Genomic DNA, 15,012 nt, shown 5'->3' on the forward strand with positions numbered 1-15,012 from the left:
GTGTACATGTTCACGACAGGAGATGGCAATGACCTCACAACCCTCACCCCAGGAGCAGGACTACCCGCTTAGCCCCGTTCCCCTGGACCAGCGCAAGAGCCTGTGGTCCATGGGCTTTGTCCTGCTTGGCTTTACCTTCTTTACCGCCACCATGTGGGCGGGCGGCAGCGTTGGTGTGGCTTTCGACTTTCCCACCATGCTGCTGGTACTCGGCGCCGGTAACCTGCTGCTGGGCATCTACGCAGCCATCCTTGGCTACATCGCCGCCCGCAGCGGTCTCAACACCGCACTGATGAGCCGCTTCACCTTTGGCGAAATCGGCAGCAAGCTGTCGGATGTGATCCTCGGGTTTACCCAGATTGGCTGGTACGCCTGGGGTACGGCGACCATGGCGATCCTGCTGGTGAAACTGACCGGCCTGCCGGAGGACTGGGCCAAGCCGCTGATGGTGGTGTTCGGGTTCGGCTTCTGTGTCACCGCCTTTATCGGCTACCGGGGGCTGGAATGGCTCTCGCGTTTTGCGGTACCCGCCATGATCGTACTGGTGGCGGTGAGCATGACTATCGCCGGGTCCGATGCAGGTGGTCTGGCCGGGCTGATGTCCATTACCCCGAGTGAGGACATGACCGTGGCCGCTGCCATCACCCTGGTGTTCGGCACCTTTGTCAGCGGCGGTACCCAGGCCACCAACTGGACCCGGTTTGCCCGCTCCGGCAAGACCGCCGTCATTGCCACGCTGTTGGCGTTCTTCCTGGGCAATGGCCTGATGACCCTGATCGGCGCGTTCGGTGCACTGGTGTACCAGCAGGCGGACATTGTCGACATCATGGTGGCCCAGGGGCTGGCCACACTGGGCATCCTGATGCTGTTCCTGAACCTGTGGACCACCCAGGACAACACCGTCTACAACTTTGCCGTGGCCGGCTGCAACCTGTTGCGCACCCGCCGCCGCAAGCTGGTCACTGTCGGTGGCGCGGCCATCGGTACCGTGCTGGCGGTGCTGGGCATGTACGAGTGGCTGATTCCCTTCCTGGTGTTGCTGGGCACCTTCATTCCGCCCATTGGCGGCGTTATCATGGCGAGCTACTTCGTGGGCTACAGGCGTGAGTACCCGTCACTGGATCAGGTATCCCTCCCGGCCTTCAACGTGCCTGGCCTGGCCGCCTATGCCATTGGTTCGGCGGCGGCTTACACCTCACCCTGGATTGCCCCCATCGTGGGGGTGGTGGTGGCAGCGGGCAGCTATGCCATCCTGCTGCTGGCCACCGACTCGGTCCGGCAGCGCCGCACCCAGACGTCCGGCGCTGCCTGAGCCATGCTCCGCTGCCAGGACATTCCGACACTGCCCGGTCTTGAGGCCATTCGGCTGCGGGGCGGGCAGGCCGGGGCGGAGAACGTCATTCGCTGGCCCTATGTGGCGGAGAACCGTTCCTTCCGTGACTGGGTGGATGGCGGCGAGCTGGTGTTCGTCACCGGTATCAGCCGCCATCGCAGCCCCGAGAATCTGGCGGAATGTCTCTACGAAGGCAGGCAGTGCGGCATCGCCGGCATGGTGGTACTCACCGGGGAGGCCTATATCGGTCAGTTCCCGGCGATACTGAGCCGGCTGGCGGACGAGTTGTCGATCCCGGTGTTCGAGCAGCCCTATTCCTTGCCCATGGTCCGGGTGACCGAAGCTGTCAGTCGGGCCATTGTCGCCCTGGAGCAACCGGCGTCAGCCGATACCCTGGCCGGTGCCATTGCCGACCGGATTGGCAGCGACCAGCTGGACCCGCTTCTGGACCGCTACCTGCCAGCAACGGACAACGGCCTGCCCGGGGCCGGCGACCTGCTGGATGCCTGGCTGACCCACGGTGGTAACCAGCAGGCCATGGCCCAGGCACTGGGCTGCCACCGCAATACCATACGCAACCGCATGCACGGGCTGACGGGCGGCCTGACCCATGCGGAATTCCGAACCTTACTGCTGGCCCATTTGCTGACGTGGGCGGACAGCTCCACAACATCCTGAACCGGAGAGGTTATGCAAGAACCCCTGAATGCCATCGTGAATGCCCGTCTGCCGGGCCGCGAGGGCCTGCACCAGATCGCCATCAACAACGATGTCTTTGGTGAAATCACCCCCCAGACCGCCTTGATGGAAGCCTCCGGCCAGGCGCTGGATGCCCGGGGCAACCTGTTGGTGGCGCCGTTTGTGGAACCCCATATCCACCTGGATGCCGCCATGACCGCGGGCGAGCCCCGCTGGAACCAGAGCGGCACCCTGTTCGAGGGCATCGAATGCTGGGCCGAGCGCAAGGCCATGCTCACCGAAGAAGACGTTATCAACCGGGCCGAGCAGACCCTGAAGCTGTTCGCCGACCATGGCATCCAGTACGTGCGCACCCACGTGGATGTGACCGATCCACAACTGACCGCCCTCAAGGCCATGCTGGCGGTGCGCGAGCGTATGGCGGACCTGGTGGACCTGCAGATCGTCGCCTTCCCCCAGGAGGGTATCTGGTCGTTCCGCAACGGCCGGGAACTGATGGAGGAAGCCGTGCGGATGGGCGCCGATGTGGTGGGTGGCATCCCGCACTTCGAGCATACCCGGGACTATGGCGTGGAATCCGTCCGCTGGCTGGTGGAGCTGGCCCACAGGCACGACCGCCTGGTGGATGTGCACTGCGATGAGATCGACGACCCCCAGTCCCGGTTCCTGGAGGTACTGGCCGCGGAAGCGCTACGGCTGGATTACGGCTCCCGCGTCACCGCCAGCCACACCTGCGCCATGGGTTCCTACGATGACGCCTATTGCAGCCGGCTGTTCCGATTGCTGAAAAAGTCGGGGCTGCGCTTCCTGTCCATGCCCACGGAAAGCCTGCACCTGCAGGGCCGGTTCGACACCTACCCGAAACGCCGGGGCATCACCCGGGTGCCGGAACTGCTGGATGCCGGCCTGACAGTCGCCTTTGGACAGGACTCGATCCGCGATCCCTGGTACCCGCTGGGCAACGGCAACCTGCTACGGACCCTGGATGTGGGGCTGCATGCCTGCCACATGCTGGGAATGGAGCGTATCGATCACTGCCTGGAAATGATCACCGACAACGGCGCGGCGGCGCTGGACCTGTCGCAATACGGCATTGAAAGTGGTCTGCCTGCCCGCTGCGTGGTGTTGCAGGGGCAGTCGCCCTACGAGGTACTGGTGGGTCAGCAGCCGGTGCAGGCCTCGGTACGTGATGGTCGGGTGGTGGTGCTTCGCGGGGATAGTCAGGGCCAGGTGTCATAGTGACCTTTCACTTTGCCTGCGAACAAAAAAGCCCCGCATCATGGCGGGGCAAAGGAGGTCACCTCAATCGGTCGATGCTGAAAGGGCTTTCTAGAAGCGGGTGTTGATACCAATGGTCGCCGCGCTGGGGTTGCCGCCCCGGACGGTATTGACCACATCGCCATGGGCATAATCGGCGGTACGGTAACGGGCGTTCTCATCGTTGAAGGTCTTGCTGAAGCCGGTGTAGAGCTGGATCTGTCGGGTCAGGCCGTAAGCCAGGATGATGCTGCCCTGATCAGCGCCGTCGTTGCCCAGATCCGTCTCGTCGGCGTGCATCCACTGTAGCGTCGCGGACAGCCTGGGGAGCACATCATAGGTGGCAAAGGCGCCGTAGCCCTCCCGGTCCAGCGGCGTGTAATCGTCGGCCTTGATGTTCTCGTAGATGCCCCCGACCTCGGCTTTGCCAAACTCGTACTTGGCACCGGCCCGGTAACCTTCGATCCGGCTTCCCGCATAAAGGGAGGTGTAATTCACGTAGGCGGCGCCCATGTCGAAGCCGCCTTTCTTCCAGGAAACGCTGGCGCTGTACATGTCGTTGTCGTTGTCGTCCAGCACGCCCTCGGTGCCCGCAATCGGCGTGTCGTTGTTGGAGCCGTAGCTGCCACGGTTCTGGTCAAACCCATACTGCAGACGGAGTTTTACGCCCCCGATCCTGTGGTCCCACATGATCGAGTTGCCGCCACGAAGGTCCAGGCGACCACCGGCTGTAGAGCTGGCCCCGAGGATGGCGTGGGGGTCGGCGACGGTGGTGGTGAGCTTGGTGAACTGGAGCCCGGTGAGTTTGAAGGGCGTACTCAGAAGGCCGGCACGGAATCGGCCATAGGGTGTCTTGAAACCACCAAAGGTGTCCCGGTTGGCAAACGTGTCCCCTTCGCTGACGCCGGGGTTGAAGTTCTGCTCCACCTGGTACAGCAGTGCGTAGGGTGAGCCGCCCAGTTCAAAGTCATGGGCGCCGCGGAAGCCGATCACCGTGGTGTTGGCGGACAGCCCGAAATCACCGGAGGACAGGCCCCGCCCGGCATTCTCCATGGACCTGGATACGTCGGATTCGCCGTAGTCCACGGACAGGCGCAGGTTGCCGTAGATTTCCACGGGGCGCACCGCCTCAACAATCTCCGTTACCGCTGACTCGAATGATGCGTCGTCGGATGAGGGGGCTTCATTGGCCTGGTTGTTCCGTTGCGCCTCCAGTTCCTCGATCCGGGATTGCAGTTCCTGGGTCTGCTGCCTCAGTTGCTGGAGGTCATCGGGAGTCTGGGCATGGGCGTTGCCGAGTATCAATCCGCTGCACGCGAGGGTCAGCAGGCTCAGTGCGGGTCTGGTCACAGGTAGCTTCATGGTTACTCCGTTGTGCTTGTTGTTGATGTCGTGGCGTTCTTTTCCGGGCAAAAGATGCCCGACCGGGGCCAGGCCACGTCTGGCCCCGGGGTACTTGTTGTTGGGTTGGGAAGAGCGGGTTATTGCTTGCCGGTCAGCTCCTTAAGCATCCCCTTGGCAATGGTGTTGCGCTGGATCTCGCTGGTGCCGGTGACGATGCGGAACATGCGCAGGGCGCGGAAGATAAACTCAACCTTGCTACCTTTCATCAGGCCCACACCGCCATGGATCTGGAGCGCCCGGTCGGCGATCTGGAAGGCGCGCTCGGAGGCGAACAGCTTGCACATGGCGGAGGCCTCCCGGGTGTCTTCGCCCCGGTCGAGCCGTGAGGCAACATCCAGCATCATGCTGCGGGCCGCATGCAGTTCCGTGGCCATATCCGCCAGCATGTGCTGGATGGCCTGGAAGCTGGCGATGGGTGTGCCGAACTGCTCCCGGCCGCTGGCATAGGTGGCCGCTTCCATCAGTGCCTGTCGTGCCAGACCCAGCATCGTGGGGCAGTGCAGCAGGCGGTTGACGTTGATGCGGGACATGCCCAGCAGGAAGCCGCGACCCAGTCCGCCGACAATGTGACTGGCCGGTACCCGCACGTTCTCAAGGATAATGTCGGCATGGCTGCGCTGGCCGGAGATCGGCAGGTAGTCACTGTTGAGGGACACGCCCGGCATGCTGAAGTCCACCAGGAAGGCGGTCACGCCCTTGGCGCCCGCGTCCGGATCGGTGACCGCCATCAGGATGGCGAAATCCGAATAGGGCGCGCCGGAGATATAGCGCTTGTGGCCGTTGAGGATGTAGTCATCGCCATCCTTCACCGCCTGGGTGGCCAGCCGGCTGGCGTCGGAGCCCGCGTTGGGTTCGGTGAGGGCAAAGCAGCAGGTACGTTCGGCCCGGATCACCGGCAGGAAGTGGGACTCCAGTTGCGCTTCACTGGCAAACTGGAACAGGTGCCCCACCCGGGGCGGCCCCCCCAGTTCCCCCAGTACATGGCCGCCGAGTACGGCGCCCGCCGACACGATGTCTTCCTTCAGAAGGCACTGGTCGTAGATGGTCAGGCCCCGGCCGCCGAGTTTCTCCGGCAGTTGCGCGCCATAAAGCCCCGCTTCGCGGGAGTCTTTCCAGATCTGGCGCAACAGATCCATGGGTACCTCGGATTCGTGGGTAATGCCATGTTCCCGTTCCAGGGGTTTCAGGTAGTCCTCGATAAACGCCAGGGCTTCGCGGCGTACCTGTTCGCCGTTTTCGCTTCCGGTAAACGTCATAAACATGGGATGCCTCCGTGATTAGCCGACCTGACGGTCCTGTTGCTGCCAGTACTTCTCCCTGACCATGCGGCGGGCGACCTTGCCGTTGGGGTTCTTGGGCAGCTCTTCGGTAAAGCGGATGATCCGGGGCTTCTTGAATCGGGCCAGGCGATCAGCGCAGAAGGTGCCCAGCTCGTCTTCCGAGACGGAAACCCCCGGTTTGGCGACCACCAGGGCCATGATGCTCTCGCCCCATTCCTTGTCGGGCACGCCCACCACGCAGCATTCGGAGACTGCCGGGTGGTCGAACAGCACGGACTCCACCTCTGCCGGGTACACGTTGAAGCCGCCGGAAATGATCATGTCCTTCTTGCGGTCGATAATGTAGAAGAAGCCTTCCTCGTCCGCGGTGGCCACATCGCCGGTGTGGTACCAGCCATCCTTCAGCACTTCCTCCGTCAGGTCCGGCGCCCGCCAGTAGCCCTTCATGACGTCGGGTCCGCGTACCAGGATTTCCCCCGGCTCGCCTTTGGCCACCGGATTGCCGTCGTCGTCGGCGATGATCACGTCGGACTCACCGAACGCCCGGCCACAGGACGCCAGCAGTTCCGGCTTGTCGGCGAGGCCACGGACATGGTCCGAGGTGAGCAGGGTGGTGATGGTTGAGGTGGTCTCACCGGCGCCATAGCCCTGCATGAATATGGGGCCGAAGGCGTCCATGGCCTCGCGCAGGCGGGCCGGTGCCATGGGGGCGGCGCCGTAGGTGATGCGGTTGAGGCTCGACAGGTCGTACTTGCCGCCCTGGTAGGCGTCCAGCAGGCGGTAGATCATGGTGGGCACGGCAAAGAACCGGGTGATCTTCTCCCGCTCGATGGTCGCCAGTAGTGAGTCGATATCAAACCGGTCGATCAGGTAGTTGCAGCCGCCGTTGAACAGCACCGGCATGACCTGCATGCCACTGGCATGGGTGACCGGCCCCACGTGGGCGACTTTCTCAATCCCATTGCTGCGGGCTTCCGGCAGCATCAGGGATTTGCGCAACAGGGCCATGCGGTTGCCGAAGGTCTGTACTGCGGCCTTGAGGCGTCCGGAGGAGCCGGAGGTGTAATGGAGCACTGCCGGGGCGTCCGGGGCCAGCTCGATATCCGGAGAAACCGCCGAGCCCTTGGCCAGCAGACCCTCATAGTGCTCGTCGCCGGATTGACCGATAACGACGATGTGTTCGATGGCGGGCAGGGAGTCCTGTTGGTCGAGAATGGCTTCGGCATGCTCGGGGCCCACAATCAGGACACGGGCGTCGGCGTCCTCGAGCACATGGGTAGCTTCTTCCAGGGACAGGCGGGCGTTCAGGGGCGCCTTGACCAGACCGGCCTTGTAGAGGGCCACCTCGATCTCCACCAGTTCCTTGCGGTTGACGGAGTACATGGCAACCCGGTCACCGGGCTCGAGCCCGAGTCCCAGCAGGGCATTGGCCAGCCGGCTTGAGCGTTGGTCCAGCTCGGAATAGGTGATCGAGCCACGGGAATCGGCAACGGCAGGCGCGTCCGACCAATAGCGGGCGCTGCGACTGACAAATCGACCGAGATTCATTGTTGTCTCCTTGGTTTCGGCGTTTCACTGAGTCGTGCCCAGATGATGCCGATCGCAGGAGATCAAGAAAAATATTATTTTTGTTGATCAGGTATCATAAAAAATGATTTAAAATCCCGGTTCGGACTCTAACCGCGAGTCAGAACCTCAATGGCCCGGGCATCGGTGGCAAAGATGTTATCGGGACCGATCAGCTGCTCCAGGCCTGATCGCGCCAGCGCCTCCCGCACTGGCAGTTTGGGGCCGGACAGGCAGAGTTGGATGCCCCGGGACTCCAGCATGGACCAGATATCCCGGAGGGTATCGAGGCCGGTGGCGTCGATCTGGTTCAGCGACGACGCGGAGATCAGCACCTGCCGCAGGTCCGGGTCGGCGCCCACCCGTTTACGGATATAGCGCTCCAGCATGGGGGCGGTCAGGTAGGTGAGGGAAGCGTCCATGCGCACTCCCAGAACGCCCTCGGCGATCGGTGGTAGCCGGTAGAGCCTGCGGTCCCGGAAGCTGCCGGTGTCGTGCACGCCCAGCTCGATGATTCGCGGCGCGGCATGGTGGTGGAGGAACGCCAGCAGCGAGGCCCCCAGCCCCGCCAGTATTCCCCAGTACAGGTTGGGCACTGTGGCCAGGGTGACCACCAGGGTCACCAGCGCCACGGCACCATCCTTGGGGTTGTCCCGGCACAGCCTGAGCAGTGAGCGGATATCAATCAGCCGCAACACCGGCACGATGATGATGGCGGCCAGCACCGCCGTGGGCAGGTGGTAGAGCATGCCGGTGAAGCCGAACAGGGCCACCATCACCACCAGTGAGGCGGCGATCGTGGACCAGGCGGTGCGGGCGCCGCTGTAGGCGTTCAGGGCCGTGCGGGAGAAGGACCCACTGACCGGGAAGGCACCGCTCAGCCCGCTGACCATCTTGGCCAGCCCCTGGCCGATCAGTTCCTGGTTCCGGTCCCAGGGTTCGCCGGTCATCCGGGACATGGTGCGGCAACTGGACATGGCTTCGGTAAAGCTGATCAGCGCAATGATGGCGGCCGGCACCAGCAGGGCCAGATGCTGGTCCATGGTCAGCGTGAAGGGAAGTGAGAGATCCGGCAGGCCGCCGCCGATATGGCCTATCACGGCGCCCCCCAGCGCATCGAACCCCGCCAACAGACTTACTGCGATACCGATCAGGCAGGCAATCATGACCGCAGGCAGCCGGGGTGACAGACGCTTGAACAGCTCAAGGAACACCATGGTGCCCAGGCCAAAGCCCGCGGTTGCCAGCAGTGCCGGGGTGTTGGACTGCCACTGGTGCTCAAGCCGGGCGATCCAGCCGCCATCGCCCGCCCCGAATCCCAGCAGGGCGGGAAGCTGGGACACGATAATGATGATGGCGGCGGCGTTGATAAACCCCTGCACCACGGGGTTCGACACCAGGTTGGCGATCACTCCCATCCGGAAGGCCCCCATGGCCAGTTGCATCAGCCCGGAATAGATCGCCAGCCACACCGCCATGGCCACCCACTGGGCGGATCCGGCTTCGGCCAGAGGCTGCAGAGCCGCGAAGGTCAGCAGGCTGGTCAGCGCCACTGGCCCTACTGCCAACAGGGACGACGAACCGAACAGGGCACCGACAATCCCCGGTAGCAGAGCGGCATAGAGCCCGGTAACCGGCGGCATGCCGGCAAGCTGGGCGTAGGCCAGGGCCTGGGGGATCAGCACCAGGCCCACGGTGATACCGGCAATGGCATCGGCCCGGAGCTGCTGTCGCGATGGCCTGCCCCAGCCCAGGAAAGGCAGCAGCCGGTTTAATCGCGCGAGGATCGGTGACGTCCAGTTCATGTCAGCTCCGGTGTCGTGGCGTCGGGTTGGGGGCGTGGCGATCATTTTCTGGTGAACGACCGGTTGACACCCGCCCAAAAAAATTACGAATATAGAAAACGATTTCGGAGATTGTAATCATGTCGGAGCCCAAAAACCAACTGCGAACCCTCTCCAGGGGGCTGGACGTTCTTGAGCGTATCGAGGCGGCCCGGGAACCGCTGTCACTGACGGAACTGGCCCGTGAAATGGGGGAGTCTACTCCCATTGTGTTCAGGATTCTGCAGACCCTGGAAGAGCGGAAATACGTCTATCGCCGGGACAGTGACAAGCGCTATAGCCTGGCGGGGCGCGCATCCACACGTGAAACCGTGCTGCGGCTGATGACGCTCCTGCGGGGCGTTGGGGGCAGTGGTTCCCGGGGGGCATCGCTGAGTGAGCTGGCCACGAAGACCGGCTTTGAACCGGCGGTGATCGAAGGACTGCTGGAGCCGCTGATGGAACGGGCCATTGTCGAGATCAATCGTCTCGGCATGGAGCGCTGGCGGATGTCCGCCAAGGTGCTGGAGTTTGTCCGTCCGCTGCTGGCGGAAAATGACCTGACCACCCAGTTGATTCCGGTGATGGAGCGCCTGGGGGTGGAAACCGGTGAAACCGTCTCGCTGTTCAAGCGCATTGGCGACGAACACGTGCTGACCGCCGTCCAGCCGAGCCGCAAGCCCATTCGCTACGTGATGGAGGTGGGTGAACGTTTTCCCCTGCACCTGGGCGCCGCTGGCAAGGCGGAGCTGGCCTTTGTGTCGTCCGAACAGCGGGCACGGGTTTTCCACCGCCTGGGCCAGAGTGATTCCGGTTTCGATGAGGATCGGATCCGCCGGCTGGATGCCGAGCTGGATCAGGTTCGCAAACAGCGTTACGCCACCTCGGTCGGCGAGCGGGCCGAAGGCGCCGCCGCCGTGGCCTCGCCGGTGCGGGATGCCGCTGGCGCCGTCTGTGGTGTGCTGAGCGTGATGATGCCGTCGTTCCGGGTCAGTGAGGAAGAGCTGCACCGGATCGGCGATGTGCTGGTCCGCACCCTGCAATCCGTTTTCATTCCGGCCACCGGGGAGCAGTTCTGGCAAGGTTCCGCCCCGCTGGCTCAACAAGAACCCTCAGGAGAAGTACCATCGTGACCCGTCCAAGCCCTGCGGCAGACTCCGGTTTTGAATCCCGGGATGCCGAACCGGAAACCATCCGCAAGCACCAGGCCTGCCTGCAATCCATGCCCTTCGAAGACGACGCCGATTTCGAGGACGCCTGGCGGGGGCTGGTTGCCAGGCCCCACCTGGATGCCGTCGAACGGGACAATGGCAAGATCGCCTGGGATTTCCGTGCCTACGAGTTCCAGCAGACGGAGCAGGCACCGCTGACCGTTCATCCCAGCCTCTGGCGCCTGGCACGGCTCAACAACATTGCCGGTCTGTTCAGGGTCACCGACCGCATCTACCAGATTCGCGGCTTCGACCTGTCCAACATGAACATTATTGAGGGCGACACCGGGCTCATCGTTATGGACCCGCTGGTGTCGACGGAAGTGGCGAGTGCCGGGATGGACCTGTATTTCCAGCATCGCCCCCGCAAGCCGGTGGTGTCGGTGATCTACACCCACTGCCATGTGGACCATTTTGGTGGCGTGAAAGGCGTGGTGGATGAGGCCGATGTCAAAGCGGGCAAAGTGTCCATCCTGGCGCCGGACGGTTTCATGGAAGAGGCGGTGAGCGAGAATATCATGGCCGGACCGGCCATGGGCCGACGGGCGCAATACATGTATGGCGGACTGCTGCCCAAGGGCCCGAAGGGCCAGGTGGATGCTGGCCTGGGCAAGGCCACCTCCCGGGGAACCGTCACACTGATAGCCCCCACCGACCTGGTCAGCAAATCCATCGAAACCCGGGTGATCGACGGACTGGAAATGGAGCTCCAGCTGACGCCCGGAACCGAGGCACCGGCGGAGATGAACCTGTACTTCCCGTCGCTGCGGGCGCTGTGTGTGGCCGAGAATGCCTGCCGCTGCCAGCACAATATCCTCACCATCCGCGGGGCGCAGGTGAGGGATCCCAGGATCTGGTCCTACTACCTGGGGGAGACCCTGGCCCGCTATGGCGACCGCTCCGATGTGCTGTTCGCCCAGCACCACTGGCCCACCTGGGGGCAGGACAATATCCGCACCTTCCTGGAAGACCAGCGGGACATGTACGCGTTCCTCAACGACGAGACCCTGCGCCTGCTCAACCACGGCCTGACGCCGCTGGACATCGCCGACCACCTGCGCAAGCTGCCCGATCCGGTGGCGCAACGGTGGTACAGCCGGGACTACTACGGCTCTGTCAGCCATAACGTGCGGGCGGTCTACCAGCGCTACATGGGCTTCTATGACGCCAACCCCGCTAACCTGAATCCATTGCCCACCGTGGAGTCCGCCCGCCGTCATGTGGACTGGATGGGTGGTGCCGAACGGGTGCTGGAAAGGGCGCAGGCGTCGTTCGATAAAGGGGATTTCCGCTGGGTGGCGGAGATCGTCAACAAGGTGGTATTCGCCGACCCGGACAACCAGGCCGCCCGGCAATTGCAGGCGGATGCGCTGGAACAGCTCGGTTACCAGTGTGAGAATACCACCTGGCGTAATGCCTACCTGACCGGGGCCATGGAGCTCCGCAACGGCGTCCGTGAGACCCGCAGTGCAGGTGGTGTGCCCCATGACCTGATCAAGGCCATCACCCCGTCCCAGTTTTTCGATGTGCTGGCGGTGCGCCTGGATGCCGGCAAGGTGGCGGGCCAGGAGGTGGCCATCAACTGGCGTTTCTCCGATACCGGCACCTGCTACGCGCTGACGCTCCGCAATGGGGTGCTGACCCACCGGCAGGATGACCGGTTCGAGCAGCCGGATGTGGAAGTGACCACGATACAGACGTTGCTGCCGCTGATCGGCAGCAAACCCGGCGCGGTGCAGGAGGCCCTGCAGAGCGGGGATATCAGGGTGCAGGGTGATGGCAGCCGGCTGATGCTGCTGTTGTCGTCCCTGGATCGTTTCTCGGGGCGCTTCAATATTGTCACCCCGGCCAAGTTGCCCGAATGAGGGCGGCCCGGCGGGCCTGAACGGGTTCGCCGGGCGCCGTTAACGTGGATGCAAGCCATGAACTTCAAACATCTCCGGTCCCTGGTGACGGTATGGGAGGAGGGCAGTTTCTCCGCCGCCGCCGAGAAGCTGAACATCGTCCAGCCGGCCCTGAGCCAGCACATTCTGGCCCTTGAACAGGAGTTCGAGGCGGAACTGTTCAAGCGCAGCCGTCGGGGTGTGGAAATCACCCCCACCGGCAAGCGCCTGCTCAGTCACGCCCTGCTGATACTGAAGAACGCGGAGATCGCCAGGAACGACATCAAGGCCTCCCTCAACAACGAGCCGGCGGGGGAGGTGTCCGTGGCCCTGCCCTTCACCATGGCCCATTACCTCGCCCCGCGACTGATCTTCGCCATCGAGCAGGCCTACCCCCGGGTGCACATCCAGATTGTCGAGGGCCTGAGTTCGGTGACGGGCAACGTGATCGATACCGGCACGGTCGAGATCGGTGTGGTGCCCAACGCGGCGGAACTGGAGAACGCCGAGGCTATCCCCGTGTTGCAGGAGTATTTCTGCCTGTTCGGGCAGCGTAGCCGGCCGGAGTGCTCCGACGATCCCATTGCGCTGGCGGAAGCGGTCCAGGCGCCGCTGGTGCTCGGTGACCGGCAGCTCAGCATGCGCCGCGTGCTCGACGATCAGGTGCTGGCTATCGGCGCGTCCCTGAACCTGCGCATGAGCCAGAACTCGCCCCGCACCCTGCGGGGGCTGATTGATTTCGGCATGGCCTGCACCATTTCCAACGTGATCCACGCGGGAGGTCGCCATGGTCTGTCCCGGGAGTACTTTGCCCGCCGGATCGTGGAACCGGAGGTCACCCGCACGGTGTCCCTGGCCTGGCCGAAGCACCGACCACTATCACGACCGGCGGAATGCGTCCGGGATGTGCTGTTGGGGATCATGCACGACGCAGTACGTATGGGGGATTGGGAAGGCGAGCTGATCGGCCCGGAGTCCTGAGAGTCTGGTATCACGAAATCAGATCACTGGCATTCTGAAATAGTATTTTATTTTATCCTGTTGCGCCGATATCGTTTGCCTGACTCCAACAATAAAGCAATCCAGAGGTATTTCGTCATGAATGTCCTGACCCTGGGCGGGCTGCCCGCCCGCTTCCTGATGGCCCTGACGGCCACCCTCGCACTGAGCCTGTTTCCGGCTTTATCCTCTGCGGAGGAATGGCCCACCAAGCCCCTGACACTGATGGTGGGCTTTGGCGCTGGCGGCGGTGCGGATACCCTGAGCCGCCTGGTCGCCAAAAAGATGGAAGAAGAGCTTGGCCAGCCGGTGGTGGTCCGCAATATGGCCGGTGGCGGCGGCGTGGTCATGGCCACCAGCCTGAAGAACGAAGACCCCGACGGGTATACCTTCGGGCTGGCGGCGAATTCCTCGTTTGACGCCATGCCCTGGTTTGGCGACCTTGCATACACCACCGCTGATTTTGACTACCTCACTACCGTCACCCAGCTGCAGAGCGCCCTGGTGGCCAGCGGTGACGCGCCGTTCTCCTCCTGGGACGAGATGATTGCCTATGGCAAGGAGAATGGCCTGACCTACGCCTCGATTTCTCCCATCACCCGGTTGTTCATTAACGAGGTGGCGAAAAAGGAAGATATCGATATCCGTATTATTCCCATGCGCGGTGGCCTGGAAATCATGAACAGCCTGATTGGCGGCCATGTGGATATCGCCTGGAGTGCGGGGGTACATCAGGCCTTCCTGAACGATGGCAAGATCCAGGTCATCGCCGCCCTCAACGAGGAGCGGCTGACGGCCTCACCGGAGGTGCCCACCATCCGGGAAATCGGCTACGACAACTCCTACACCTCCTACTTCATGTTTGCCGCGCCCAAGGGCATTCCGGAGCCGGTTTTCCGCAAACTGACCACGGCCCTGCAGGCGGCTGCGTCATCAGAGGAAGTGGCCGAGCTTGCCGAGAAACGCATGGGCTTCCCCAATGTGGTCCTTGAGCCGGAGGAACTTGAAGGTTTCATCCAGGCTAATGCCGACAAATACCGGAAACAGTTCCAGTAGACCTGCTGGAACCCGCTCATCAGCATTCACGGGGTTCAATCGCCATGACAGTGCGCAACGTTGATCTGTGGGCCGGTGTGGTGATCACCCTGGCGGGCCTGATCGCCACCTTCTACCTGATACCGGTCCATGTGTCCGGGGGCTTTGGTTTCGGCCTGTCCCCGCGCTTTTTCCCCTACATCTGTTCCGTGGCCATCACGGTGCTGGGGGCGATCCTGGTGCTGTCCCGTGTCCTTGGGAAGGGCGATGCCAGCTCGCGGTCTCCCCTGAGCCTGAAATCCTCAGGCCGCCTGCTCCTGCTGACGGTCCTGTTGGGTGGCGGGCTGCTGGCGATGACGGTCTGGGGTTACCTGCCGGGATCCATGCTGATGATGGCTGCCTTCATGATCGCCATGGGAGAGCGACGGCCACACTGGATCATTCCAACCGCCGTGTGCTGGCCGCTGTTCCTGTGGCTGCTGTTCGAAAAACTCCTTGAGACACCGCTGCCGGGTTAATCCA

The 15,012-nt window shown here is 63.1% G+C and carries 12 protein-coding genes; 8 read left to right on the forward strand and 4 right to left on the reverse strand.

Going from position 1 to position 15,012, the window contains the following annotated elements; all coding sequences use genetic code 11:
* Positions 1-28: 28 nt before the first annotated feature.
* From codB to codA, 3 genes are read left to right on the forward strand one after another with little or no spacing between them, the layout of a single operon-like run.
* Positions 29-1,312, forward strand: coding sequence for a cytosine permease (codB, locus tag ACJO2E_RS17745; protein ID WP_406965621.1), 1,284 nt, complete (start codon positions 29-31; stop codon positions 1,310-1,312).
* Positions 1,313-1,315: 3 nt separating this feature from the next.
* A complete protein-coding gene (locus ACJO2E_RS17750) occupies positions 1,316-2,011 on the forward strand; it encodes a PucR family transcriptional regulator (protein WP_406965622.1) in 696 nt (231 codons plus the stop codon).
* 12 nt (positions 2,012-2,023) lie between these two features.
* Complete coding sequence (gene codA, locus ACJO2E_RS17755; RefSeq protein ID WP_406965623.1) at positions 2,024-3,271, forward strand: cytosine deaminase; 1,248 nt, start codon at positions 2,024-2,026, stop codon at positions 3,269-3,271.
* Positions 3,272-3,361: 90 nt separating this feature from the next.
* Here the strand turns inward: codA and ACJO2E_RS17760 are convergent, their stop codons facing one another.
* The 4 genes from ACJO2E_RS17760 to ACJO2E_RS17775 form a co-directional block, all read right to left on the reverse strand.
* The gene (locus ACJO2E_RS17760) at positions 3,362-4,651 is read right to left on the reverse strand and encodes a porin (RefSeq protein WP_406965624.1); all 1,290 of its coding nucleotides are present in this window, start codon (positions 4,649-4,651) and stop codon (positions 3,362-3,364) included.
* 119 nt (positions 4,652-4,770) lie between these two features.
* Positions 4,771-5,955 (reverse strand): acyl-CoA dehydrogenase family protein, encoded by a 1,185-nt coding sequence (locus ACJO2E_RS17765; protein ID WP_406965625.1) that lies wholly within the window; start codon positions 5,953-5,955, stop codon positions 4,771-4,773.
* Positions 5,956-5,970: 15 nt separating this feature from the next.
* Complete coding sequence (locus tag ACJO2E_RS17770) at positions 5,971-7,521, reverse strand: AMP-binding protein (protein ID WP_406965626.1); 1,551 nt, start codon at positions 7,519-7,521, stop codon at positions 5,971-5,973.
* A 128-nt stretch (positions 7,522-7,649) separates the two neighbouring features.
* Positions 7,650-9,344: a SulP family inorganic anion transporter gene (locus tag ACJO2E_RS17775; protein WP_406965627.1), complete on the reverse strand. Its 1,695-nt coding sequence runs from the start codon at positions 9,342-9,344 to the stop codon at positions 7,650-7,652.
* A gap of 119 nt (positions 9,345-9,463) precedes the next feature.
* Between ACJO2E_RS17775 and ACJO2E_RS17780 the strand changes: the two genes are divergently transcribed.
* The 5 genes from ACJO2E_RS17780 to ACJO2E_RS17800 all read left to right on the forward strand — a co-directional run bounded on the left by ACJO2E_RS17780 (position 9,464) and on the right by ACJO2E_RS17800 (position 15,008).
* Positions 9,464-10,495: an IclR family transcriptional regulator gene (locus ACJO2E_RS17780; protein WP_406965629.1), complete on the forward strand. Its 1,032-nt coding sequence runs from the start codon at positions 9,464-9,466 to the stop codon at positions 10,493-10,495.
* Positions 10,492-12,438: an alkyl/aryl-sulfatase gene (locus ACJO2E_RS17785; protein WP_406965630.1), complete on the forward strand. Its 1,947-nt coding sequence runs from the start codon at positions 10,492-10,494 to the stop codon at positions 12,436-12,438. The genes ACJO2E_RS17780 and ACJO2E_RS17785 overlap by 4 nt, the downstream gene beginning before the upstream one ends.
* 57 nt (positions 12,439-12,495) lie before the next feature.
* Positions 12,496-13,437: a LysR family transcriptional regulator gene (locus tag ACJO2E_RS17790; protein ID WP_406965632.1), complete on the forward strand. Its 942-nt coding sequence runs from the start codon at positions 12,496-12,498 to the stop codon at positions 13,435-13,437.
* Positions 13,438-13,554: 117 nt separating this feature from the next.
* Positions 13,555-14,511: a Bug family tripartite tricarboxylate transporter substrate binding protein gene (locus ACJO2E_RS17795; RefSeq protein WP_406965634.1), complete on the forward strand. Its 957-nt coding sequence runs from the start codon at positions 13,555-13,557 to the stop codon at positions 14,509-14,511.
* 44 nt (positions 14,512-14,555) lie between these two features.
* On the forward strand, positions 14,556-15,008 hold the full coding sequence (locus tag ACJO2E_RS17800) for a tripartite tricarboxylate transporter TctB family protein (protein ID WP_406965636.1): 453 nt from the start codon (positions 14,556-14,558) through the stop codon (positions 15,006-15,008).
* Positions 15,009-15,012: the final 4 nt, after the last annotated feature.

Source organism: Marinobacter shunpengi (assembly GCF_045449695.1).
Taxonomy (GTDB): Bacteria; Pseudomonadota; Gammaproteobacteria; order Pseudomonadales; family Oleiphilaceae; genus Marinobacter.

Excerpts from the sequence above, each read along its gene's own strand:
- codB (WP_406965621.1), top strand. The coding sequence starts at position 29 with ATGACCTCACAACCCTCACCCCAGGAGCAGGACTACCCGCTTAGCCCC.
- ACJO2E_RS17750 (WP_406965622.1), top strand. The coding sequence starts at position 1,316 with ATGCTCCGCTGCCAGGACATTCCGACACTGCCCGGTCTTGAGGCCATT.
- codA (WP_406965623.1), top strand. The coding sequence starts at position 2,024 with ATGCAAGAACCCCTGAATGCCATCGTGAATGCCCGTCTGCCGGGCCGC.
- ACJO2E_RS17760 (WP_406965624.1), bottom strand. The coding sequence starts at position 4,651 with ATGAAGCTACCTGTGACCAGACCCGCACTGAGCCTGCTGACCCTCGCG.
- ACJO2E_RS17765 (WP_406965625.1), bottom strand. The coding sequence starts at position 5,955 with ATGTTTATGACGTTTACCGGAAGCGAAAACGGCGAACAGGTACGCCGC.
- ACJO2E_RS17770 (WP_406965626.1), bottom strand. The coding sequence starts at position 7,521 with ATGAATCTCGGTCGATTTGTCAGTCGCAGCGCCCGCTATTGGTCGGAC.
- ACJO2E_RS17775 (WP_406965627.1), bottom strand. The coding sequence starts at position 9,344 with ATGAACTGGACGTCACCGATCCTCGCGCGATTAAACCGGCTGCTGCCT.
- ACJO2E_RS17780 (WP_406965629.1), top strand. The coding sequence starts at position 9,464 with ATGTCGGAGCCCAAAAACCAACTGCGAACCCTCTCCAGGGGGCTGGAC.
- ACJO2E_RS17790 (WP_406965632.1), top strand. The coding sequence starts at position 12,496 with ATGAACTTCAAACATCTCCGGTCCCTGGTGACGGTATGGGAGGAGGGC.
- ACJO2E_RS17795 (WP_406965634.1), top strand. The coding sequence starts at position 13,555 with ATGAATGTCCTGACCCTGGGCGGGCTGCCCGCCCGCTTCCTGATGGCC.
- ACJO2E_RS17800 (WP_406965636.1), top strand. The coding sequence starts at position 14,556 with ATGACAGTGCGCAACGTTGATCTGTGGGCCGGTGTGGTGATCACCCTG.